The organism is Roseovarius azorensis (assembly GCF_900109455.1).
In the GTDB taxonomy this organism is placed as follows: Bacteria; Pseudomonadota; Alphaproteobacteria; order Rhodobacterales; family Rhodobacteraceae; genus Roseovarius; species Roseovarius azorensis.
This window is the reverse complement of record NZ_FOAG01000001.1, coordinates 191,257-214,686: the sequence shown is the minus strand read 5'-3', so window position 1 is coordinate 214,686 and position 23,430 is coordinate 191,257. Positions and strand designations below refer to the sequence as shown.

Sequence of the window (23,430 nt, the reverse complement as noted above, 5' to 3'; positions counted from 1 at the left end):
CTGTCAGGATTTTTTGCGCCCGTGGCCCTCCCGGCCTCGGGTCACAGGAAGACACGCCGCCACACCCCAATTAGTTTCACGGGAATTTTCCGCCTCAGATCCCGCGCACCGGCCCGGCGGCCAGCACTGCCCCGGTCGGCGCGCCGGTGGGCGAGCCGCCGGACGGCTCGTCCGAGATCGCCAGAACCGCACCGTCCACCCGGTCGCGCAGCGCCTCGGGTACGTCCAGCACCCCGCGCGCCTCCTCCGGCAGAACCCCCAGCGAGACCGGCGCCGCCTCACCGGCGATCAGCCACAGTTCCAGCGCCCGGCCCGGCGCCGCCGCCCCGGTCTCGCGTGCAACAAACAGCGTCCCGGTCGCGTCGTCATAGACCGCCTGCACGACCAGGCTGCCGTCCTCGGCGGCCAGATCCGCCAGATAGGGCGCGTCAACCGGCGCGACCGGGGCCTGCGGCCTGAATATCCCCAGACCAAAGACCAGCACCAGTGCCGCGACCCCCGCCGACACACCGCCCCACAGCCAGCCATGACCCGGCAGCCCCGTGCGCCTGCGTGCCGCACCAAACAGCTGCCCTTCGATCCCGGCCCAGACCCGTGCGGGCGGTTGCTGCGGCGCGATATCGCCGGTCATCGCGGCGAAATCCTCGGCCCATGCCGCATAGGCGTCGCGCAACTCGGGCTCGCGCACCAGCCGCGCCTCGAACGCCGCCGCCGCCTCTGGCGACAGCAACCCGAGGGCATATTCCCCCGCGAGGATCCGATCCTCGTCCCGGTCTGGCTGGTCCTGATCGCTCATCGCGTCAGACACTCCCTCAGTTTCAGCAGGCTGCGGCGCAGCCAGGTTCGCATCGTATTGAGCGGCACATCGAAACGCGCCGCAAGCTCGGCATAGGTCTCACCCTCCAGATAGGCCCGCCGGATCGCCTCGGCATGCGTCGCCGCCAGTTCGGCCAGACATGTCGCCAGCCGCGCCCGTTCCGAGGCCGCGATGGCCATGGCCTCAGGCCCCGCACCCGGATCGGCGATCCGCTCTTGCAACTCCGCTGGGCTGTCGGCCCGGCGCAGCTTGCGCAGCCGGTCCACGGCGGCATTGCGGGCAATGGTGATCAGCCAGGTCATCGGACTCAGGCCATTGACATTGTATCTGGCGGCATTGTGCCAGATCTTGACATAGATTTCCTGCAACACCTCTTCGGCCTCTGCGCGATCCCCCAAGACACGCAGCGCAACGCCAAAGAGTTTCGCCGAGGTGGCGGCATACAGAGCCCGAAACGCGGCCCGGTCCCCCGTACCCACCCGCAGAATAAGCGTTTCAATATCGTCGCGCGTTGTCATAGAGCCGCCGGGATCCTGTTTAACGCATACCCTAGCACAAGACAGCGATATGACCAGTCTCGCGCAGCTTTAAGGCCAGCCCATTCTTGCCCTTCCCCTTGCCCTTGAGCACGATATGTTGCACGACAGGCGCGATAACGACCCGATGGAAGGACCAAGGCGCAATGGCTGACGGAATGATGGACATCAACGCGAAACCGACCGAGGAAATCTCCGTCCGCGAAACCTTTGGCATAGACACCGACATGATCGTCAAGGGCTTTGCCTCCCGCACAGAACGCGTGCCGGAACTGGACAGCACCTATAAATTCGACCCCGACACGACGCTGGCCATCCTCGCGGGCTTTTCGCATAACCGCCGGGTGATGATCCAGGGCTATCACGGCACCGGCAAATCCACCCACATCGAACAGGTAGCGGTGCGCCTCAACTGGCCCTGCGTGCGCGTCAACCTCGACAGCCACATCAGCCGGATCGACCTGATCGGCAAGGACGCGATCAAGCTGCGCGACGGCAAGCAGGTGACCGAATTTCACGAGGGCATCCTGCCCTGGGCGCTGCGCAACCCCACGGCCATCGTGTTCGACGAATACGACGCGGGCCGCGCCGATGTGATGTTCGTGATCCAGCGCGTGCTCGAGGCGGACGGCAAGCTGACGCTCTTGGACCAGAACGAGGTGATCACCCCCAACCCCTATTTCCGCCTGTTCGCCACCGCCAACACCGTGGGTCTGGGTGACACGACCGGCCTCTATCACGGCACCCAGCAGATCAACCAGGGCCAGATGGACCGCTGGTCGCTGGTGGCGACGCTGAATTACCTCAGTCACGACGCGGAAACCGCCATCGTGCTGTCCAAGAACCCGCTCTACAACACCGCCGACGGGCGCAAGACGATCAGCCGCATGGTGACCGTTGCGGACCTCTCGCGCACCGCCTTCATGAACGGCGAACTCTCGACCGTCATGAGCCCCCGCACCGTGATCGCCTGGGCGCAAAACGCCACCATCTTCCGCAACGTGGGCTATGCCTTCCGGCTGACCTTCCTCAACAAGTGTGACGAGTTGGAACGCCAGACCGTCGCCGAATTCTACCAGCGCTGCTTTGACGAGGAACTGCCGGAAAGTGCTGCGAATGTGAGCGTGCGGTGAGCGTCAGGGGGCAGCTAGACCTCCGGCTTGAGCCTCGCCTCAAGCATTTCGACGCGCGTATCGAGATCGTGGGAATGACCGGCCATCAGCGTCATGATGTGGGCCACGCCGTCGATTCTGGCATCCACCTCGTCAAAGCGCGCGTCAACCCCGTCAAAACGCCCGGAAATCGCGTCGAAACCTTCCTGCATCTCGCGCCGCATCTCCTGCAACAGCTTGATCGTGTGGTTGTCCGGGGTGCCAGCCATGCGGTGTCTCCTGTTGACCTCAAGATATGCCCACCTCCGCATCATTGCAAATCCAAGGTTAAGAAACCGATAACCGCTTGCCTTGCCCGACCCATTGCCACAGGCTCTTGCCCATGACCAAACCCACCGACAACCCCGCCGATCCGTTCAAGAAGGCGCTCGCCAACGCCACCAAGGTGATGGCGGACGATTCCGACCTGACGATCAGCTATTCGGTGGACCCCAGCGGCATCTCGGGCGACAGCATCCGCCTGCCGCAGGTCTCCCGCCGGATGACCCGCGAAGAGGTGCTGCTCGCGCGCGGCACGGCGGATGCGCTGGCGCTGCGCCACAAATTCCACGACGCCGCCACCCATGCCCGCTACGCCCCGCCGGGCGAGATGGCGCGCGATCTCTACGAGGCGATGGAAACCGCGCGCTGCGAGGCGGTGGGCGCGCGCGACATGCCCGGAACCGCAACCAACATCGACGCGCGCATCGCGCAGGATGCCAGCCGTCTGGGCTATGAACAGATCACCTCCAGCGCCGACGCCCCCCTGCCCGCCGCCGCCGGCTATCTCATCCGCCACCTCGCCACCGGGCGCGACATGCCCAAGGGCGCACAGAACGTCATGGACCTCTGGCGCGGCTTCATCGAGGAACAGGCCGGCGGCACGCTCGAAAACCTGCAGGATACCCTCGCCGACCAGACCGCCTTTGCCAAATTCGCCCGCCGGATCATCGAGGATCTGGGCTATGGCGACCAGCTTGGCGACGATCCCGACAGCATGGACGACGAACAGGAGGACAACGCCGAAGAGGCGGGCGAGGAACAGGACGATCCCGACAGCAGCGGTCAGGACGACAGCGACGAGAACGAGGCCGAGGCCGAGGCCGATCCCGAACGCTCCCAGGACGAACAGCAGGACGCGGCCCAGGCCCAGGTCAGCATGGAGGACATGTCCGACGAGGACATGGAGAATGAGACCGAACTGCCCGAAGGCGAGGCCCCGCTCGAGCCGCCCGCGCCCCAGCCGATTTCCGACGCCGATCCCAATTACACCGTCTACAGCGCCGATTTCGACGAGGAAATCCGCGCCGAGGAACTCGCCGACCCGATCGAATTGGAACGCCTGCGCGCCTATCTCGACCAGCAGCTCGAACCCCTCAAGGGCGCGGTCTCGCGCCTCGCCAACAAGCTGCAACGCCGCCTTCAGGCACAGCAGAGCCGAAGCTGGGAATTCGACCGCGAAGAGGGCATTCTGGATGCGGGCCGCCTCGCGCGGGTCGTCGCCAACCCCACCACGCCACTCAGCTTCAAGGTGGAAAAGGACACCGAATTCCGCGATACGGTGGTGACGCTGCTCCTCGACAATTCCGGCTCCATGCGCGGTCGCCCCATCTCCATCGCCGCCATCTGCGCCGACGTTCTGGCCCGCACGCTGGAACGCTGCTCGGTCAAGGTGGAAATCCTCGGCTTCACCACCCGCGCCTGGAAAGGCGGGCAGAGCCGCGAGAAATGGCTGGCCGAGGGCCGCCCGCAACTGCCCGGCCGCCTCAACGACCTGCGCCACATCGTCTACAAATCCGCCGACGCGCCCATGCGCCGGACCCGCGACAATCTGGGACTGATGATGAAAGAGGGGCTGCTCAAGGAAAACATCGACGGCGAGGCGCTGGAATGGGCGCATCGCCGCATGGTCATGCGCAAGGAGGCCCGCAAGATCCTCATGGTGATCTCCGACGGTGCCCCGGTCGATGACAGCACGCTCAGCGTCAATCCGGCCAATTACCTCGAAAAACACCTGCGCGACGTGATCGCCATGGTCGAGCGCCGCCGCCAGGTGGAATTGCTGGCCATCGGCATCGGCCATGACGTCACGCGCTATTACGACCGCGCCGTGACCATCACCGACGCCGACCAACTGGCCGGTGCGATGACCGAACAGCTTGCTGCGCTCTTCGACAGCGACCCGCGCGCCCGCGCCCGCGTCATGGGCATCCGCCGCGCCAGTTGACCCGCGGGGCAGGCCGCGCTTTCATCTGGCCCGAAATACCTCGGGGGAGTCGCCGCTTGCGGCGACGGGGGCAGCGCCCCCATCCCGACCGCCCCACAGGAGACAGCATGTTTCAGTCCTTCACCGAGACCGCCCGCCCCGATCAGGGCCCGCCCCGCCTGGAACGGCTGCGCCGTGCCATGGCCGATGCCGGGATGGCAGGCTGGCTGGTGCCGCGCGCCGACGCGCATCAGGGCGAATATGTCGCGCCCTGCGACAATCGGCTGGCATGGCTCACCGGCTTTACCGGCTCGGCCGGGTTCTGCGCGGTGCTGGCGGATGCGGCGGGGGTCTTCGTCGACGGGCGCTACCGGGTGCAGGCCAGGGCGCAGGTGGATACGGATCACTTCACCCCCGTCGACTGGCCCGAAACCCGGCTTGGCGACTGGCTCAGGCGTCACCTTCCGGCCGGTGGAGAGGTCGGCTTTGATCCGTGGCTCTATACCCCCGAACAGATCGACAGCCTCGAAAGCGCACTCGTCGGCAGCCCGATCCGCCTGACGCCCGCCGACAATCTCATCGACAGGATCTGGCCCGACCGCCCCGCCCCGCCGCAGGGGCGGATCAGCCCCTGGCCCGACAGCCTCGCCGGGGCCTCGCATGCGCAAAAGCGCGACCGCCTCGCCGAAACCCTGCACGAGGCGGGCCAGCGGGCGGCGGTGATCACCCTGACCGATTCCATCGCCTGGCTGCTCAACATCCGCGGCCGCGACATCCCGCGAAACCCGGTGGCGCAGGGCTTTGCCATCCTGCACGATGACGGGCGCGTGGCGCTGTTTACCGACCCGGCCAAACTCGATGGTACCGCCCGCGCCCATCTGGGCAATGACGTGACCCTTGCCCCGCCCGCCGATTTCGGCACAGCGCTCGACACGCTCGACGGCCCGGTGCGGCTGGACAAGGCGACCCTGCCGCTCTGGGTGGTGCAGCGGCTGGATGCGGTGGGCATCCCGCGCGTCTGGGGCGAGGATCCCTGCATCCTGCCCAAGGCGCGCAAGACGGACCCCGAGATTGCCGCCACCCGCGCCGCCCATCTGCGCGACGGCGCGGCGATCTGCGAATTCCTGGCGTGGTTCGACGATCAGCCACCCGGCACGCTGACGGAAATCGACGTGGTGCGACGACTCGAAGCCTGCCGCGCCGCCACCGGCGGGCTGATCGACATCAGCTTCGACACCATCGCAGGCTCTGGCCCCAACGGCGCACTGCCGCATTACCGGGTGAGCGAGGCCAGCAACCGCACCCTCGCCGAAGGCGATCTTCTGGTGCTCGACAGCGGCGGGCAGTATCTCGACGGCACCACCGACATCACCCGCACGCTGCCCGTGGGCACGCCCGGCCCGGATGAACGCGCCGCCTTTACCCGCGTGCTGCAAGGCATGATCGCGATCTCGCGCCTGCGCTTTCCAAAGGGTCTTGCGGGGCGCGACCTTGATGCCATCGCGCGTTATCCCCTCTGGCTCGCCGATCAGGACTATGCCCATGGCACCGGCCACGGTGTCGGCGTACATCTGTGCGTGCACGAAGGCCCGCAGCGGCTCTCACGCCTCAGCGAGGTTCCGCTGGAACCGGGCATGATCCTGTCGAACGAGCCGGGCTATTACCGCGAGGGCGCCTTTGGCATCCGCATCGAGAACCTGATCGTGGTGTGCGACGCCATCCCCCTGCCCGGCGGTGACGAGACCGGAAAACTCTGCTTCGAGACGCTCACCTTCGCGCCCATCGACCGCCGGCTGATCGACGCGGCGCGGCTTGCCCCGCCCGAGCGCGACTGGCTCGACCGCTATCACGCCACCTGCCGCGACAAAATCGGGCCTCTGCTTTCCGGCCCGGCCCGGCTATGGTTGGACAAGGTGACGCAGCCGCTCTGACATATTCCTGTCAGGATACTGCGTCAGATCAGAACACAAGACGAAACGAGAGGGATGGATGATGGCGAGAATCACGATACGCAAGGCCCAGGGCACATGGACGGTGCGCGCCGGCGGGGCCGTTCTGGCCGAGAGCCGCAACGCGCTGGAACTGACCGAGGGCGATTATCCCTTCGTGATCTATTTCCCGCGCGAGGATATCGCCATGGCCTTTCTCGATGAGAGCCCGCAATCCAGTCACTGCCCCCACAAGGGCGATGCGCGATATTATTCCATCGTGACCAAGAGCCAGACACTCGAAAATGCAGCCTGGAGTTACGCGGCCCCCAAACAGGCGGTGGCCGGGATCAGGGACCACATCGCCTTTTACGCCAGCGACAACGTTACGGTAGAGCGGGTCTGAACCACCCGCCCGCGGCGCGCCCGCTCAGCTGTGCTCTTCCTCCGACACCGCTGCCAATGCGCGGTTATAGGCCTTGAGCGCATCGACATGAAACAGCGCGCCCTGCAATTCGGGCGGCTGATCCCCACCCGAGAGCGTCACCACCGGCAGGAACGGCGCGCCCGCGCGCTCGAAAACCGGCATCGCCGCCTCCAGCGTGGCGCTCGAATCGAGATATACGCCCTGCTCGATCAGCGACCAGCATTCTTCCTCGCGCGCGGCGCGCTCGTGATCGGGCGGGCGCATCAGCTTGGAAACCCGGAACATGCCCAGCAGATAATCCTGCGGCCCCGCCACCAGGCGGATCCCCCGCCGCATCAACTGCGCCAGAAAGAACGAGCGTTTCACCAGACGCGACCCCAGCGCCGTGGACATCGACACCGCCACCATCACCGCCAGCCCGGTCTGCCAGTCGCCGGTCAGTTCAAACACGATGAGCGTGGTCGAAATGGGCGCCCCCAGCACCGCCGCCGCGACCGCTCCCATGCCGGCCAGCGCATAGATCGTATCCGCCCCCGACACATCCGGAAACACCGCCGTCGCCACATAACCAAAGGCCAGCCCGGTCAGCGCACCGACCATCAGCGAGGGCGAGAACACGCCACCGCCCATCCGCCCGCCGATGGTGATCGCCACCGCCACCACCTTGAGCACGGCGAACACCACCGCCTCATGCCAGAGCAACTGCCCGGTCAGCGCCGCCGAGGTGGTCTCGTACCCCACGCCGATGATATGCGGGAACCAGATCGCGATGATCCCCAGCAACAGCCCCGCCCCGACCGGGCGCAGCCAGCGCGGCAGGTGCAACTGCACCTGCATGTGCCCCGCCACGTCCTCGGCCAGGAAAATCGCCCGCATCAGCGCCGCCGCCACCACGCCGCAGATCAGCCCGAGGATCAGAAAGGCCGGCAATTCCACGTAGAACTCCAGCGCGCTCGCAACCGGCAGGCTGAACTCGGTCACATCGCCGAATTCCAGCCGGTTGATCACCGTGCCGGCCACGCTCGCGATCACGATGGGCGCAAAGGCATGCACCGCGAAATGTCTCAGCACCACCTCCAGCGCAAAGAGCGCCCCGGCAATCGGCGCGTTGAACGAGGCCGAGACCGCCGCCGCCACCGCGCAGCCCAGCAGATCCCGCCCGGTCACCCCGTCGGCATTGATCTTGTCACTGACCCAGCTTGAAATCACCCCCGCCAGATGCACCACCGGCCCTTCACGCCCCGACGAGCCGCCCGAGCCCAGCGTGATCAGTGAGGCGGCGGCCGAGGCCAGCCCCTCGCGCCGCTCGACCCGCCCCTCATAGAGCGCCGCCCCCTCGATCACATCGGCGACCGCGCGCACCCGCCCGTCGGGCGTGAAGTGATGCAGGATCAGACCCACCACCAGACCGCCCGCCACCGGCACCAGCAGGATCCAGTACCACGGCAGGCTTTCGGCCAGACTATGCAGCTGTGCCACATCCTCGGTGCCATAGAGCACCCCCTGCAAGGACGTGATTCCCTTGCGAAAGAGCAGCGCCGCAAACCCCGCCGCGATCCCGATCAGCAGCGCGATCACCCAGAACTGGAACTGGCTCGGGCCGCGCTTGCGCAGCACCGCCCAGCCTTCGCGCAGGCCTTCCGCGGCGCTCGCGCGCATCTGGCCGAAAAAAGACTGTTCGTCTGCCTGCATCAACCTGTCAATCCTGGCGGCACCGCTATTTCGCATTCCGGCCGCTTGGCTTAGGGTGACCCCACACTCACGGATGAAAGTTTCCACATGGACACTCAGAACGCTATCGCCGAACTCCTTTCCTCTCTAGGCCAACGGGTAACGCGGTCCAAGTCCGATCTGGACCTGCACGCCCGCAGCGAGTCACATTTTTCCGCCGCGCCGCCCGATGCGGTGGTCTATCCCGAAACCACCGCAGAGGTGGCGCAGATCGTGGCGACCTGCGCGCGCCACCGCGTGCCGGTGGTGGGCTGGGGCACCGGCACCTCGCTCGAGGGTCAGGCGCAGGCGTTTCAGGGCGGCATCGTGGTCGATTTCTCGCGCATGAACCGTATCCTGAACGTCGCGCAGCAGGACATGACCGTGACCCTGCAACCGGGCGTCACCCGCGAGGCGCTGAACGACGAACTGCGCGCCACCGGCCTCTTCTTTCCGGTCGATCCGGGGGCCAATGCCTCGATCGGCGGCATGACCTCGACCCGCGCCAGCGGCACCACCGCCGTGCGCTACGGCACCATGCGCGACAACGTGCTGGCGCTCGAGGTCGTCACCGCCTCGGGCGAGGTGATCCGCACCGGCACACAGGCGCGCAAATCCTCCTCGGGCTACGACCTCACCGGACTGTTCGTGGGGGCCGAGGGCACGCTTGGCCTGATCACCGAACTTACCCTGCGCCTCCATGGCCAGCCCGAGGCGATCTCGGCCGCCGTCTGCGCCTTCGAGACGGTGGGCGATGCGGTGGCCTGCGTGATCGACACCATCCAATGCGGCGTGCCGATGGCCCGGATCGAACTGATGGACGTGGACAGCGTGCGCGCGGTCAACGCCTATGCCGGGATGAAACTGCCCGAGAAACCGCATCTGCTGCTCGAATTTCACGGCAGCCCCGCCGGCGTGACCGAACAGGCCGAGAGCTTTGGCGCGATTGCCGCCGATCACGCCGCCTCCGGCTTTGACTGGGCCACCAGGACAGAGGACCGCACCGCGCTCTGGACCATGCGCCACAATGCCTATTACGCCATCCTCGCCGCACGCCCCGGCGCGCGCGCCATTGTCACGGATATCTGCGTGCCGATCTCAAGGCTGGCGCAGGCGATCGAGGAAACCCGCACCGATCTGGCAGAGGCGGGCGTCGACGGGCCGATCCTCGGCCATGTCGGCGACGGCAATTTCCACGCCGTCCTGCTGGTCGATGACTCCGACCCCGCCGAGATCGAACGCGCCAAGGCCGCCTCCGACCGAATGGTCGCGCGATCCCTGGCGCTTGGCGGCACGGCGACGGGCGAACATGGCATCGGCGTGGGCAAACTCGATTACATGCAGCGCGAACACGGGGCTGGCTGGGCAGTCATGGGCGCGATCAAGCAGGCGCTCGACCCCGACAACATCATGAACCCCGGCAAACTGGTCCCGCCGCGCAACTGATCCCCCGCTTTCATCCGGCCCCAAAATGCCCGGCCTTATGTATCAGGCGCACCAACATCGTAACGGCGCGGATTCCGCATGTGAACCATGATGTTGTTTATGCAGAGCAAATCCGTGGACAGGGCCTTGCCGATAGTGAGCGCCAGAAGGCCGGAGATAGACGACACCATTGCCCGCACGCGCTGTAGGCAATGTCTGGCCAGGCTGCGGAAATGGGATTGGCGGGACGCTTTAAAATGACTTTGGAAGGCCAGCCTGTTTCAGGGTCTCGTTCGCTGTGTGCCTGGATTTGCTTCCATGATCGACCGTGAAATGGCGGCATGAAATTGGACTGTACCAGATCGCATGATCACCTTTTCCAGGGCGCACAAAATAGCAGCCGGCTTCCAACAGGAGTTTTACAAGTTCCTTATAGAAATCGGCCAATTGTCAGTGACATGGATTGGGAATAAGCGCCAGTTGATCTGACGTTATATGGACGGGTATCTCCGGCATTGATGTGTCTCCATCAAAGCCATTCAACTCGACAAGATCACCCACAGCGCCCAGAATTTTCTTTCTAAGCGCCTCAAAATTTTCAGCTTCGACAGCTAAACCAGCTATATCTGTGCTGGTCGCCACCCAAACCTGGGCCTCTTCGTCCCATTCTGCTCGCACGGTGATTGACACGTTTTTCATGTGCCCTCCTATGGAGATATGTTCCAGGACATATCTGGTACTTCTCTAATATGTCGTTAATGGGACGCGTGACAATAGCATATCTCACGCCCCCCCGCCGCCAATACCCTTTCCGGTTCCGGCTGACAGCCGCGCCCATCGCGTTCGCCACCAGACGGTTCGCGATAGCCAAGGCGGCGACCTGGCCTTCAAACTACCCCACGTGGTTCGCATACTGCCGCAGGTATCGCGGGCTGGTGCGTTCGATTCATCCGGCCTGACCAAGCCTCGGGGGCGCCGCCGCGCAGCGCACGACGGGGGCAGCGCCCCCTACCCCACCATCAGCGCCTCGGCGGCGGCGCGGGCCTCGGGGGTGATCCGCTCGCCCGACAGCATCCGCGCAATCTCGTCCACCCGGTCCGGCCCCCGCATGGGCCGCACGGTCGAGAGCGTCGCCTCGGCCTCGATCCGCTTTTCCACCCGCCAGTGATGCGCACCGCGTGCCGCCACCTGCGGCGAATGCGTCACCACCAGCACCTGCCCCCCCGCCGCCAGCTGCGCCAGCCTGCGCCCCACGGCATCCGCCGTAGCCCCGCCGACACCGCGGTCGATCTCGTCAAAGATCATCGTCAGACCGCTATCCGTCCCGGTCAGACAGACCTTGAGCGCCAGCAGGAACCGGCTCAACTCCCCGCCCGAGGCAATGCGGTTGAGCGGACCCGCGGGCGCGCCGGGATTGGTGGCGACGGTGAAACTCACCTCGTCATGCCCGCCCGGCCCCGGTTCGGCGGGGCGGATGCCGGTGGAAAACACCGCCCGCTCCATCCTGAGCGGGGCCAGTTCCGCCATCACCGCATTGTCAAGCCGCCCTGCCGCCTGCGCCCGCGCGGCGCTCAGCGCCCCGGCTGCCGCGGCATATTCACTCTCGGCCGCCTCCAGCGCCTGCCGCCGCGCGCGGAGATCCGCATCGCCCGCCTCCAGCGCCGCGATCTGCCCGCGCAGCCCCTCGGCAAAACCGCCCAGATCATCCGGCAGCACCCCGTGCTTGCGCGCCAGCCCCCGGATCGCAAACAGCCGCTCCTCGATGATCTCCAGCTCCAGCGGGTTGAAACTCAGCGCTTCCAGACAGCGATCGACACCGCGCCCGGCCTCGTCCAGTTCGACCAGCGCCCGGCCAAGCGCCGCAACCGGCTCGTCAAGCTGCCCCTCGGCCTTGTCCGCCACCCCCTCCAGCCAGCGCAGCGCATCACCCGCCGCCCCTTCGGCCCCCTGCGCTCCGATCGCCTGCGCCGCGCGGGCGATATCCTCGCGGATACGCTCGGCGGCCTGCATCAGACGCCGCCTTGTGTCCAGCTCCGCCTCCTCGCCGGGCTGCGGGTCCAGCGCATCCAGCTCCGCCACCGCGTGCCGCAGGAAATCCTCCTCGGCGCGCACCGCCGCCAGCGCCGCCTCGGCCTCGGCCAGCGCCTTGCGCCGCGCCGCCAGATCGCGCCAGGCCGCACGCACCGCATCCCGCATCCCGCCCAGATCGCCATAGGCATCCAGCATCTCGCGGTGCCCCTTGGGATCCAGCAGTCCGCGATCGTCCTGCTGCCCGTGCAACTCGACCAGCACCTCCGACAACTGCCGCAACACCTCGCCAGAGGCGCGCCGGTCATTGACCCAGGCGGTCTTGCGCCCGTCCACGGTATTGACCCGCCGCAGGATCAACTCGTCCCCCTCCGGCAGACCGGCCGCGCGCAAAACCTCGCGCGCCGGATGCCCCGTGGCCAGTTCGAACGCCGCCACCACCTCGCCCTGATCGGCCCCCTGCCGCACCAGATCGGCCCGCCCGCGCCAGCCCAGCACGAAACCCAGTGAATCCAGAAGAATGGATTTGCCCGCCCCGGTCTCGCCGGTCAGCACATTCAGGCCCGGCTGGAATTCCAGCTCCAGCCGGTCGATGATCAGCATGTCCCGGATTTCAAGCGCGCGCAGCATCAAGCCAACCCGTAGGGTGGGGTTTCACCCCACCATCCCCTATAGCCAGCGACCCTGAACAGTCTGACGGTAAACCTGCCGCAGCCAGTTGTCGCCCGCCGCCTCCAGCGTCAGCCCGCGCCCGGTCAACAGCTTGTAGCTGTCCTCGTACCAGTCGGTGCCACGGAAATTGTGCCCCAGAATCGCCCCCGCCGTGCGCGCCTCATCGGTCAGACCCAGCGACAGATAGGCCTCGACCAGACGGTGCAGCGCCTCGGCGGTGTGGGTCGTGGTCTGGAAATCCTCGACCACCACGCGGAAACGGTTGATCGCCGCCGGGAAATGGTCGCGCCTGAGGTAATAGCGCCCGATCTCCATCTCCTTCGACGCCAGATGGTCAAAGGCCAGATCGAACTTGAGAATGGCGGGATTCGCATACTCACTGTCGGGATAGCGCTCGATCACCTCGCGCAGCGCCTGCAACGCCTGAAACGTCAGCCCCTGATCGCGTCCGACCTCGTCGATCTGATCGTAATAGCTCAGCGCCAGCAGATACTGCGCATAGGCCGCATCCTCGTCAGCGGGATAAAAGTCGATAAAGCGTTGCGCCGCCGCGCGGCTTTCCTCATAGGACTTGTCCTGATGATGCGCAAAGGCCTGCATGATCACCGCGCGCTTGGCCAGTTCCGAATAGGGATAGAGCCGCTCGACCTCGGCAAAACTCTGGGCCGCCAGCTTGGGATTGCGCCGCGCCAGATCGTATTCCGCACGCTCGAAAATCTGCTGCGCGGTGTAATTCTCATAATTGACCGTGCCACGCTCGACGCTTTGCCTGTTGCCGCATCCGGCGACAGCCAATGCCACGACAACAGCGCCGACCAGCCTGGCCCGGGACTTGCCGATTCTCATGCGCGATCTCACCCCAAGTTACGTAAACGCGGGGACGCCGCCCCCGTCATCGCCATGGTCCTAGCACAGAAATTTCCGGTGCAAAACGTCTTTGGCACATTTCCCGGTGGCCGGATCAGGCAACCCTGGGAATTTCCGCCCGATGCACCCCGGCGCCGGGCAACCGCGCGGCGGTCTCGGGATCGCATTCGATGATTTCATAGGCCGAAGGATCGGCAAACAGCGCCCGCAAAAGATCATTTGTCAGGGCATGTCCGGCGCGTACCCCCTGATAGTGACCGAGAATCGGCAACCCGGCCAGCCCCAGATCGCCCAGCGCATCCAGCATCTTGTGGCGCACCGCCTCATCGGCATGGCGCAGTCCGCCGGGGCTCAGCACCTTTTCACCATCCACGACGACCGCGTTCTCCAGCGTCCCGCCAAGCGCAAGACCATTGGCGCGCATGTCATCCACATCCGCCTTGCGGCAGAAGGTCCGGCAATTCGACAATTCGCGCACGAAACTGCCGTTGGACATGTTGAGAATTTTTTTCTGCACCCCGATGGCGGCATCCTCGAATTCGATGGCGAACTCGATCCGCAGCGTCTCGTCCGGCGTCAGCCGCGCATGGGATTGCCCCTTGCGCACCTCGATCGGCCGCAGCACCCGCAGCGCGCGCACCGGCCTGCCCTGCCCGCGCGTGCCCTTGGCCAGGATGCCCTCCACGAACGGCACCGCGCTACCATCGAGAATCGGCACTTCGGGCCCGTCCACCTCGACAATCGCATTATGCACACCACAGCCTACCAGCGCGGCCATCACATGCTCGACGGTGCCGACCGACACGCCCGCGGCATTCACCAGCCGCGTGCAGAGCGGCGATTGCTCGACCCTGTCCCAGAGCGCAGGGATGACATTGTCGCGATCCGTCACATCGACGCGGCAAAACGCGATCCCCGCCCCGGCCTCTGCCGGGCGGATGGTCAGCCGGGCAACAGCGCCCGAGTGCAGGCCAACGCCGTCAAAACACACCGGATATGTGATGGTTCTCTGCAAACTTGCTTCCTGCCCTCGGAATGTTCACGCGCGTGACACAGACTGGGTGTAACGACCCGACATACACTTATTGTTAACTGGCCCTGATGTAAAAGCCGGGGCAGGAATGCTCAACTCAATCTTTGCAACCGATTGAAACATCGGCCCGCATGTCATGCGCGGTTTTTTGCCGAAACAGTTTTTGTGAGCTCAACCCATTGTTTCCCAAAAACAAAGGCCGCCACAAGGACGGCCTTTCCATGTCCATGTCCCAGAGAGATCAGTTCGCCTGACGGCGGAGGAACGCCGGAATCTCGATCTGTTCCTCGTCGTCATGCGCATGCGCCGGGGCCTGTTTCGACTGCGCGGCCTGCACCGGAGGCTGCTGCCGCACGGGGCGGGCAGCCGGGCGCTCGGCTTCAGCCGCGCCATGGCCGGTCATCCGGTTGATCAGCGAATTGATGCCAAAGCGCGGGCGATCATCGGTCATCGGCTGCGCGCGTTCCGCAGACTCCGGGCGGCGTTGCTGCGGCTGCGCAGGCACCCGGCCTACGGCGGCCTGCAGGCGCTGCAATGTTTCCGGCGAGGGCGTGCCCGGCGCGGGCGCACGCGGCGCGACAAAGCTTTCAAGCGTATCTTCTTCCTCGACATAGGCCGAGGCGGGCTCGAACTCTTCGACCCTGGGTTGATAGGCCGGTGGCGGCAGGTCGTCTGCAGCAGCCTCCTCGCCCTCAAACGCAAATCCCCGCCGGTCGGCGTCGTCATCCCGCACCGTATCCATCTCTTCAAAGAGCGACGGCTCCGGCTGCGCAGCCGCGACAGCGGCGGGCGCCTTGCGCTCTTCTGCAACCGGGGCAGCGTGCTGCAACGGCTGCGCCATCGACCGGCGCGGTACCGGGATCTCTCCCGCACCCTCGCTTGCGTCGATGCCGGTTGCCACGACACTCACCCGCATCGCGCCTTCCATCGCCGGGTCCAGCGTGCTGCCGACGATGATATTGGCGTCCGGGTCCACTTCCTCGCGGATGCGGTTGGCCGCCTCGTCCAGCTCGAACAGCGTCAGGTCATGCCCGCCGGTGATGTTGATCAGCACGCCCTTGGCGCCGCGCAGGCTGATTTCATCCAGGAGCGGGTTGGCAATCGCCTTCTCGGCGGCCTGAATGGCGCGATCCTCGCCACTGTCCTCGCCTGTGCCCATCATCGCCTTGCCCATCTCGTCCATGACGGCGCGCACATCGGCGAAATCCAGGTTGATCAGCCCCGGACGCACCATCAGGTCCGTCACGCCCTTGACACCCTGATAGAGCACATCGTCGGCCATGCTGAACGCCTCGGTAAAGGTGGTCTTTTCATTGGCCAGGCGAAACAGGTTCTGGTTGGGAATGATGATCAGCGTATCGACCATCTTCTGCAGCGCCTCGACGCCTTCCTCGGCCTGACGCATCCGTTTGGCGCCCTCGAACTGGAACGGCTTGGTCACGACCCCCACGGTCAGCACGCCCAGCTCCCGCGCCGCCTGCGCGATGATCGGCGCTGCCCCGGTGCCGGTCCCGCCGCCCATGCCCGCGGTGATGAAACACATATGCGCGCCCGCCAGATGATCGACGATCTGCTCGATGCTTTCCTCGGCCGCCGCCGCGCCGACAGCCGCGCGCGCACCCGCGCCCAGGCCCTCGGTGACCTTGACGCCCAGCTGGATGCGGTTCTCGGCCAGGCTCTGCCCCAAGGCCTGCGCATCGGTGTTGGCCACCACGAAATCCACACCGTCGAGCCGTTTCTCGATCATGTTGTTGACGGCATTGCCACCCGCCCCGCCAACACCGAAGACGGTGATCCGAGGCTTGAGGTCGTCATGTCCGGGAATTGAGAGATTCAATGTCATCGATCTGTCCGCCTGCTGTTGCGCCCACATTCGCGAGCCATTTTCCGCCTGATTTGTACCGATCTTACCGATGGTAAAGCCGATCGTCACCAAAAAAACACCGTTTGACCACTATATATGGCCAGATTTTCACCAGTATTCGCGGGATTTCGCCGATGACGCCACATCTTGCGGTCACCAGTTATCCCGAAACCACTTGACAGCGCGCCTGAGCGACCGCGCCGGATAGCGATCCGAAGGAATCTCGAAGTCCCACCACTCGTCCTGCGGATTCGCCGCAAACAGACACATGCCGACCGCGCTGGCGAAACCCGCCCCGGTCGCGGCCTGCGGCAATCCATGCACCCGCAAGGGACGACCCAGCCGGACCTGCTGTCCCAGGATCTTGCTCGCCAGCCCGTCAAGACCGGGAATCTGGCTGCCGCCGCCGGTCAGCACGATCTGCTGGCTGGGCAGATGATCGAACCCGGCGGCATCCAGCCGCGCGCGCACCTCCTCGAGGATTTCCTCGACGCGCGGGCGCATGATCCCGATCAGTTCCGCTCGGCTCACCTTGCGCCGGTCATGCTCGAAATCGCCGGTCTCGCCGCCGATCTCGATCATCTCGCGGTCGTCCATGCCGGTGGCCACCACACCGCCGTAAAAGGTCTTGATCCGCTCGGCGGTCGCGGCGGGCACCTGCAATCCCATCGAGATGTCGTTGGTCACATGCTCGCCACCCATGCGAACGGAATCCGCATAGATCATGTGCTTCTTGATAAAGATCGAAACGCCGGAGGTGCCACCGCCAAGATCGATGCAGGCGGCGCCCAGTTCTTGCTCGTCCTCGACCAGTGCCGCGATGCCGCTGACATAGGCAGAGCTGGCAACCCCCGCCAGTTCCAGATCGCAGCGCTTGACGCAATGGGCGAGGTTCTGGATCGCCACCGCGTCCACCGTCAGCATATGCATGTCGGTGGACAGAACCTGCCCCATCTGCCCGCGCGGATCAATCAGACCTGACCGGTGATCGAGCGTGAAATTCACCGGCTGCGCATGCAGCACCTCGCGCCCCTCGCCGTAATCGGGCACATCGCAGGCGCTCAGCACGCGGCTGACATCCTGCTCGCTGACCGTATGCCCCGCCAGTTCGACCTGACCGGCCAGCCCATAGCTGCGCGGCTCGGCCCCCGAGAAACAGGCAATCACATGATCGACGCGGATATTGGCCATCTTCTGCGCCGCCTGCACCGCCGTGCGAATGGCGCGCTCGGTCTCGGCCATCGCGTCGATCTCGCCAAACCGCACCCCGCGCGAGCGGGTGGTGGCGGCCCCGATCACGCGAAACCCCGCCTGCCCCGCCATCCGGCCTATCCCCTCGGCCTCGTTGAGCCGCGCGCTGCCGTCAAAGCGCAGCACCAGACAGGCGATCTTCGAGGTGCCCACATCCAGCACCGCCACCACGCCGCGCTGCATCGCCGCCCGCCGCATGTTGCGCATCGCCCGCTGGGATTCGTACAGTTCGATCATCGCTTCACTCTGCCCCCAAGGTCATGTTCGTGATCCGCCACCACTCTTCCATGGCATGTTCATTCAGCCGGATCGTCGGGCGGGCAGAGATGCGCATGTCGACCGCCGCCACGTCACGCTCCAGAATTTCCTGCGCCGCATTCAGCACGATCACCCGCTCCAGCGCGCGCACCGGCTCGGTCTCGGGCAACAGGATCCGCCTGCCATCGCCCAGCACCAGATCCCACCGCCGCTCACCCATCCGCACCAACCCGCGCAATTCGCGTCCCAGAGGGGCCGCCGCCTGCAATATCTCCAGCGCCTCGGCCACCCGCTGATCCGCGCCCTCGCCCGTCAGAACCGGCAGGTCGGCACGCGCCGCGCGATTTGCGGCCGCGCCGATGATCTCGCCCTCGATGTCGACCACGTTCAGCCCCTCGCGCGTCCGCCAGAGCGCCACCGGCACCCGTTCCGTGATTTCGGCGACCAGCACGCCGCCCTGCCGGATGCGCACCGTCGCGCGCGCCACGGCGGGCAAGCCCTCGATCATCACCCGGATCCCGTCGAGATCGAGATCGAAAGAACTTGCCGGCAGGTCATAGGGAAAGATCTCGCGGATATCCTCCTGCACGCCGGGGCTCGCCCCCTCGACCGCCAGCAGGTTGACCATGAATTCGGGCCGGGTCTCGATCTGGCGGCGGAACTCGGCGATTTGCCCGACCAGCGCGTCACGCCGCACCTGATCCGCCAGATATCCCGCGCACAGCCCCACCACGGCCAGCACCGGCAGCCCGACCCGGATGAGACGGCGATAAAGCGGCGTCAGCATCCAGCGGTGCAGCCGGTAACTCAACCGCGAGGGCGCGGGATCGGCACGCGGGATCATCGGTCGCATGAGGCATCCTCCACCATCCAGCGGCAAAGTTCGGGGAAACTGATCCCCACCGCCTGCGCCTGTTCGGGGCTGAGCGAGGTGGGCGTCATCCCCGGCTGGGTGTTGGTCTCCAGCAGGATCAGCCCCGCCAGCCCCCGCGCCTCGTCCCAGCGAAAATCGGTGCGGCTCACGCCACGACATCCCAGCACCCGGTGCGCCCGCAGCGCATAATCCATGCAGGCATCGAAAATCTCCTGCGGCAGATCGGCAGGGACCACATGACGCGATCCGCCGGGCTTGTACTTGGCGTCATAGTCATACCAGCCCTCGGTCAGGATATCGGTCACCGTCAGGCTGCGGTCGCCCATCACCGTCGTCGTCAGCTCGCGCCCCGGCGCATAGGTCTCGACCATGACGACATCGGGCATCTCGTCGGCCAGCGCGGGCGGCGCGTTCGCCGCCTCATGCACCAGGTAGACCCCGACCGAAGATCCCTCGTTATACGGCTTGACCACATAGGGCGGCGGCATCACGTGGCGCGCGCGCACCTCGTCGCGCCGCGCCAGCACGCTCTCCACCACCGGCAGACCGGCGGCGCGATAGGCCGCCTTGGTGCGCTCCTTGTCCATCGCCAGCGCCGAGGACAGCACGCCCGAATGGGTATAGGGCAGGCGCAGCCATTCCAGCATCCCCTGCACACAGCCATCCTCGCCCCAGCGGCCATGCAGGGCATTGAACACCACATCGGGCTGAATATCGGTCAGACGCACACACAGGTCCGTCGAGGCGTCCACCTCGACCACCTCAAACCCTGCCTCCCTCAATGCGGCGGCGCATCCGCGTCCTGACGACAGCGACACCTCGCGCTCCGCCGAGGGGCCACCCATGATCACCGCCACTTTCGGGGTTGCTCTGCTCGAACCAACCACCTCGTGCCTCAATGTCCCGGGCCTGTTTCGGCCCTGTTATCGTTGTCTTAGTTCTGGTCTGCCTGTGGGCTTGCGCCCGGGGCCGTTTCGCCGACCCTCATGATTTCCCACTGTAACTCTATTCCACTGTGTTGGAAAACCCTTTTTCGCACCTCCTCGCCCAATCCTTCCAGATCGGCGGCACTCGCCCCGCCGGTGTTGATCAGGAAATTCGGATGCTTCTCGCTCATCTGCGCGGCCCCGCGCCGCGCGCCGCGCAGACCCGCCTCGTCGATCACCTTCCACGCCTTGAGATCATGCACGTCATCGGCGCGCCCCGTGCTGCTGAACCCGGCAGGGTTGCGGAACGTGCTGCCCGCGCTGCGCTCGCGCGTGGGCTGCGTCTCGTCGCGCTTCTGCAACTGCGCGGCCATCCGCTCCTCCAGCGCCTCGGGATCGCCCGACACCCCATCGAACGTCGCCTCGACGATCACCCAGCCCTCGGGCAGATCGCTGTGCCGATAGGCGAAATTCAGCTCTTCGCGCCCCAGCGTCACCACCTCGCCGCCCCGCGTCACCGCCCGAGCGCTCACCAGATGATCCGCCACATAGCTGCCATAACAGCCCGCGTTCATCCGCACCGCCCCGCCAATCGCGCCCGGAATCGTGCGCAGGAATGTCAGGTCAACGCCCCCCGCCGCCGCCCGTCGCGCCACATGCGCGTCAAGGGCTGCGGCCCCCGCGATCACCCGGTTGCCCTCGACCCGGATCGCGTTGAACCCGCGCCCCAGCCGGATCACCACGGCCCGCAACCCGCCATCGCGCACGATGAGATTGCTGCCCACCCCCAGGGCAAAGACCTCGACCGCCGGATCGAGCGCCGCCAGAAACCCCGCCAGATCGTCGATATCCGCCGGCTGAAACAACCAGTCCGCAGGCCCGCCCACGCGCAGCCACGTGAGATCGGCAAGCGGTCGGTCAGGCGTCAGCGCGCCACGCGGTGTCGGCAGGTCGGTCATGCCAGTGCTTTTGCCCTGCGGCACAAGCAAGGTAAAGCCTGAACCGCCCCGTAGGCCGGGCTTCAGCCCGGCACTCCCCCTCACACCCCCAGGTAGCGATCCCGCACCCCGGCATCCAGCCCCTGAAACGCGCCCTCCCACACGGTGCGCCCCTTTTCCAGGATCACCGCCCGGTCCGCCACCTGCCCGAGCTCGCGCAGCGACTTGTCCACCACGATGAGCGACAGCCCGGCCTCCGCCTTGAGCCGCGCCAGCGCCGCCCAGATCTCGTGGCGCACCACCGGGGCCAGCCCCTCGGTCGCCTCGTCAAGGATCAGCAGCCGCGGGTTGGTCATCAGCGCCCGCCCGATCGCCAGCATCTGCTGCTCGCCGCCCGATAGCGTCGCCGCCCCCTGCCCCAGCCGCTCGCCCAGACGCGGGAAAAGCGCCGTTACCGCCGCCAGATCCCAATCGCCGGGCCGCGCCGCCGCGATCAGGTTCTCGCGGACGCTGAGATTTGCGAAACAGCGCCGCCCCTCGGGCACCAGCCCCAGCCCCAGCCGCGCCGCGCGATAACTCGGCAGCGGGCCAATATCCTGCCCGTCGAACGTGACCGTGCCGCCGCGATGCCGCAACAGGCGGCAGATCACCTTGATCGTGGTCGATTTGCCCATTCCGTTGCGCCCCATCAGCGCCAGAACCTCGCCTTCGTCCAGGCTCAGATCGACGTCGAACAGCGCCTGCGACGGCCCGTAAAAGGCGCTGATATCGTGCAGCGTCAGCAGGCTCATGGCAGCGCCTCGTCGCCCAGATAGGCCTCGCGCACCCGCGCATCGCGGCGGATCGCATCCGGCGCGCCGGTAGCAATCACCCGGCCATAGACCAGCACGCTCACCCGGTCGGCCAGCGCAAAGACCGCATCCATGTCATGCTCGACCAGCAGGATCGGCGCATGCTGCCGCAACCCGTCCAGAAACCGCGTCATCCGCGCCGATCCCTCGGCCCCCAGCCCGGCCATCGGCTCGTCCATCAGGAACGCCTTGGGGGCCTGCGTCAGCGCCACCGCCACCTCCAGTTGCCGCCGCTGCCCGTGCGACAGATCGCCCACCCGATGCGCCGCCACGTCCCAGAGCCCGACCCGGTCCAGCGCCTCGCGCGCCACCGCGCGCAGCGCGGAATCGCGCATCACGTCGCGGAAAAACCGCATCACCCGGCCGCGCGCCCCCAGCGCCCCCAGCACCGCGTTCTGCAACACCGTCATCTCCATCGCCAGCGACGAAATCTGAAACGTCCGCGCCAGCCCCGCCCGCGCCCGCGCGGCGGTATCCAGCGCCGTCACATCATGCCCGTCGAACCAGACGCTGCCTGCATCGGGTCGCAAACTCCCCGCGATCTGCCCGATCAGCGTCGATTTGCCCGCCCCGTTCGGACCGATCAGCGCGTGGATTTCGCCCCGCCGCAGCGTCAGGCTCACCTCCTCGCAGGCCGTTACCGCCCCGAACCGCTTGGTGATCCCGCGAATATCCAGCAACACCTCAGTCACGCCGCACCTCGCGCCCCACGACCAGACCGATGATCCCGCCCCGCGCAAACAGCACGACCCCCAGCAGCACGGCGCCCAGCCAGATATGCCAGAACTCGCTCAATCCGCCCAGAAAATGCTCCAGCAGGACAAACACCGCCGCCCCCACCACCGGCCCGTAGAGCCGCGCCACACCGCCCAGGATCACAAAGACGATGATCTCGCCGCTGGTCTGCCAGCTGAACATCACCGGGCTCACGAACCGGTTGAGATCGGCAAAAAGCGCCCCCGCCAGCCCGGTGATCATCCCCGAGAGCACAAAGGCCACCAGCCGCAGCCGATAGGGCGCGATCCCCACCGCCTCGACCCGCGCCGCATTCTGCCGCGCCGCCACCAGCGCCAGCCCAAAGGCCGAGCGCATCAGCCGCGCCATCGCCCAGAGCGCCAGCGCGAGGATAGCGTAACACAGCGCGAAAAACTGGATCGGATCCAGCGTATTCAGCCCCGGAAACCCGTTGCGCACATAGATCGACAGCCCGTCCTCGCCACCATAGGCGGGCCAACTGATCGCGAAGTAATAGAACATCTGCCCAAAGGCCAATGTGATCATGATGAAATAGACACCCGAGGTCCGCAACGAGAGCGCTCCGATCGCCAGCGCCGCCAGCCCGCTCGCGCCCATCGCCACCAGCCAGATCACCGGCATGGATTTGGTGCCCTCGATCAGCACCGGCCAGTCCGTCAGCGGCGTATAGCTCTGCGCATGGCTGGCCAGAACCCCCATCGCATAACCGCCGATGCCGAAAAACACCGCATGGCCCAGACTGACCAGCCCCCCCAGCCCCAGCGCCAGGTTAAGTCCGACCCCGGCCAGCGCCAGGATCGCCAGCCGCGTCGCCAGCGTGATCGTGAACGGCTCGTCCGCCACCCACGCCCAGAGCGGCACCGCCGCCAGCGCCAGCAGCACACAAGCGTTGAGCAGGGTCTCGGCGCGCAT

The 23,430-nt window shown here is 66.2% G+C and carries 22 protein-coding genes; 5 read left to right on the top strand and 17 right to left on the bottom strand.

Going from position 1 to position 23,430, the window contains the following annotated elements:
- Positions 1-94 precede the first annotated feature (94 nt).
- Both BSG08_RS01035 and BSG08_RS01030 read right to left on the bottom strand, forming a co-directional pair.
- Entirely contained in the window at positions 95-796 is a 702-nt protein-coding gene (locus tag BSG08_RS01035; RefSeq protein WP_093030673.1) for an anti-sigma factor, read from the bottom strand.
- Positions 793-1,335: a sigma-70 family RNA polymerase sigma factor gene (locus BSG08_RS01030; protein ID WP_093030670.1), complete on the bottom strand. Its 543-nt coding sequence runs from the start codon at positions 1,333-1,335 to the stop codon at positions 793-795. The genes BSG08_RS01035 and BSG08_RS01030 overlap by 4 nt, the downstream gene beginning before the upstream one ends.
- A gap of 164 nt (positions 1,336-1,499) precedes the next feature.
- Between BSG08_RS01030 and cobS the strand changes: the two genes are divergently transcribed.
- Positions 1,500-2,486 (top strand): cobaltochelatase subunit CobS, encoded by a 987-nt coding sequence (gene cobS, locus BSG08_RS01025; protein WP_093030667.1) that lies wholly within the window; start codon positions 1,500-1,502, stop codon positions 2,484-2,486.
- A gap of 14 nt (positions 2,487-2,500) precedes the next feature.
- Here cobS and BSG08_RS01020 read toward each other — a convergent pair whose 3' ends face one another.
- Positions 2,501-2,734: a hypothetical protein gene (locus BSG08_RS01020; RefSeq protein WP_093030664.1), complete on the bottom strand. Its 234-nt coding sequence runs from the start codon at positions 2,732-2,734 to the stop codon at positions 2,501-2,503.
- Between the two features lie 113 nt (positions 2,735-2,847).
- On the opposite strand from BSG08_RS01020, the gene cobT reads away from it, so the two are divergent.
- The 3 genes from cobT (at position 2,848) to BSG08_RS01005 (ending at position 7,044) form a co-directional block, all read left to right on the top strand.
- Positions 2,848-4,731 carry a cobaltochelatase subunit CobT gene (cobT, locus tag BSG08_RS01015; protein WP_093030661.1) on the top strand — a complete coding sequence of 628 codons (1,884 nt, stop codon included), beginning with the start codon at positions 2,848-2,850 and terminating at the stop codon, positions 4,729-4,731.
- Between the two features lie 107 nt (positions 4,732-4,838).
- A complete protein-coding gene (locus BSG08_RS01010) occupies positions 4,839-6,641 on the top strand; it encodes an aminopeptidase P family protein (protein ID WP_093030658.1) in 1,803 nt (600 codons plus the stop codon).
- 61 nt (positions 6,642-6,702) lie between these two features.
- Positions 6,703-7,044: a DUF427 domain-containing protein gene (locus BSG08_RS01005; protein WP_093031923.1), complete on the top strand. Its 342-nt coding sequence runs from the start codon at positions 6,703-6,705 to the stop codon at positions 7,042-7,044.
- A gap of 24 nt (positions 7,045-7,068) precedes the next feature.
- Here BSG08_RS01005 and BSG08_RS01000 read toward each other — a convergent pair whose 3' ends face one another.
- The gene (locus BSG08_RS01000; protein WP_093030655.1) at positions 7,069-8,757 is read right to left on the bottom strand and encodes a chloride channel protein; all 1,689 of its coding nucleotides are present in this window, start codon (positions 8,755-8,757) and stop codon (positions 7,069-7,071) included.
- An 87-nt stretch (positions 8,758-8,844) separates the two neighbouring features.
- Here BSG08_RS01000 and BSG08_RS00995 point away from each other — a divergent pair, with 87 nt between their 5' ends.
- Positions 8,845-10,221 (top strand): FAD-binding oxidoreductase, encoded by a 1,377-nt coding sequence (locus BSG08_RS00995; protein WP_093030653.1) that lies wholly within the window; start codon positions 8,845-8,847, stop codon positions 10,219-10,221.
- A gap of 231 nt (positions 10,222-10,452) precedes the next feature.
- On the opposite strand, the gene BSG08_RS00990 is transcribed toward BSG08_RS00995, so the two are convergent.
- From BSG08_RS00990 to BSG08_RS00930, 13 genes are all read right to left on the bottom strand, one after another.
- Positions 10,453-10,647: a type II toxin-antitoxin system HicA family toxin gene (locus tag BSG08_RS00990; protein ID WP_093030650.1), complete on the bottom strand. Its 195-nt coding sequence runs from the start codon at positions 10,645-10,647 to the stop codon at positions 10,453-10,455.
- 3 nt (positions 10,648-10,650) lie between these two features.
- Positions 10,651-10,899, bottom strand: coding sequence for a DUF1902 domain-containing protein (locus BSG08_RS00985; RefSeq protein WP_093030647.1), 249 nt, complete (start codon positions 10,897-10,899; stop codon positions 10,651-10,653).
- A gap of 309 nt (positions 10,900-11,208) precedes the next feature.
- Positions 11,209-12,858: a DNA repair protein RecN gene (recN, locus tag BSG08_RS00980; protein WP_093030644.1), complete on the bottom strand. Its 1,650-nt coding sequence runs from the start codon at positions 12,856-12,858 to the stop codon at positions 11,209-11,211.
- Positions 12,859-12,897: 39 nt separating this feature from the next.
- Positions 12,898-13,746: an outer membrane protein assembly factor BamD gene (locus BSG08_RS00975; protein WP_093030641.1), complete on the bottom strand. Its 849-nt coding sequence runs from the start codon at positions 13,744-13,746 to the stop codon at positions 12,898-12,900.
- A 115-nt stretch (positions 13,747-13,861) separates the two neighbouring features.
- Positions 13,862-14,782: a UDP-3-O-acyl-N-acetylglucosamine deacetylase gene (gene lpxC, locus BSG08_RS00970; protein ID WP_093030638.1), complete on the bottom strand. Its 921-nt coding sequence runs from the start codon at positions 14,780-14,782 to the stop codon at positions 13,862-13,864.
- A gap of 259 nt (positions 14,783-15,041) precedes the next feature.
- Positions 15,042-16,643, bottom strand: a complete 1,602-nt coding sequence (gene ftsZ / locus BSG08_RS00965; protein WP_093031921.1) for a cell division protein FtsZ — start codon at positions 16,641-16,643, stop codon at positions 15,042-15,044.
- Positions 16,644-16,817: 174 nt separating this feature from the next.
- Positions 16,818-18,152 (bottom strand): cell division protein FtsA, encoded by a 1,335-nt coding sequence (ftsA, locus tag BSG08_RS00960; RefSeq protein WP_093030635.1) that lies wholly within the window; start codon positions 18,150-18,152, stop codon positions 16,818-16,820.
- Between the two features lie 4 nt (positions 18,153-18,156).
- Positions 18,157-19,026 carry a cell division protein FtsQ/DivIB gene (locus BSG08_RS00955; protein WP_093030632.1) on the bottom strand — a complete coding sequence of 290 codons (870 nt, stop codon included), beginning with the start codon at positions 19,024-19,026 and terminating at the stop codon, positions 18,157-18,159.
- Positions 19,014-19,892, bottom strand: coding sequence for a D-alanine--D-alanine ligase (locus BSG08_RS00950; protein ID WP_245770584.1), 879 nt, complete (start codon positions 19,890-19,892; stop codon positions 19,014-19,016). The genes BSG08_RS00955 and BSG08_RS00950 overlap by 13 nt, the downstream gene beginning before the upstream one ends.
- An 89-nt stretch (positions 19,893-19,981) precedes the next feature.
- The gene (gene murB / locus BSG08_RS00945) at positions 19,982-20,932 is read right to left on the bottom strand and encodes a UDP-N-acetylmuramate dehydrogenase (RefSeq protein WP_093030624.1); all 951 of its coding nucleotides are present in this window, start codon (positions 20,930-20,932) and stop codon (positions 19,982-19,984) included.
- A gap of 80 nt (positions 20,933-21,012) precedes the next feature.
- Positions 21,013-21,702, bottom strand: a complete 690-nt coding sequence (locus tag BSG08_RS00940; RefSeq protein WP_093030621.1) for an ABC transporter ATP-binding protein — start codon at positions 21,700-21,702, stop codon at positions 21,013-21,015.
- On the bottom strand, positions 21,699-22,454 hold the full coding sequence (locus BSG08_RS00935; protein WP_093030618.1) for an ABC transporter ATP-binding protein: 756 nt from the start codon (positions 22,452-22,454) through the stop codon (positions 21,699-21,701). Before BSG08_RS00935 ends, BSG08_RS00940 begins: the two co-directional genes overlap by 4 nt.
- On the bottom strand, positions 22,447-23,430 hold the full coding sequence (locus BSG08_RS00930) for a branched-chain amino acid ABC transporter permease (RefSeq protein WP_093031918.1): 984 nt from the start codon (positions 23,428-23,430) through the stop codon (positions 22,447-22,449). Before BSG08_RS00930 ends, BSG08_RS00935 begins: the two co-directional genes overlap by 8 nt.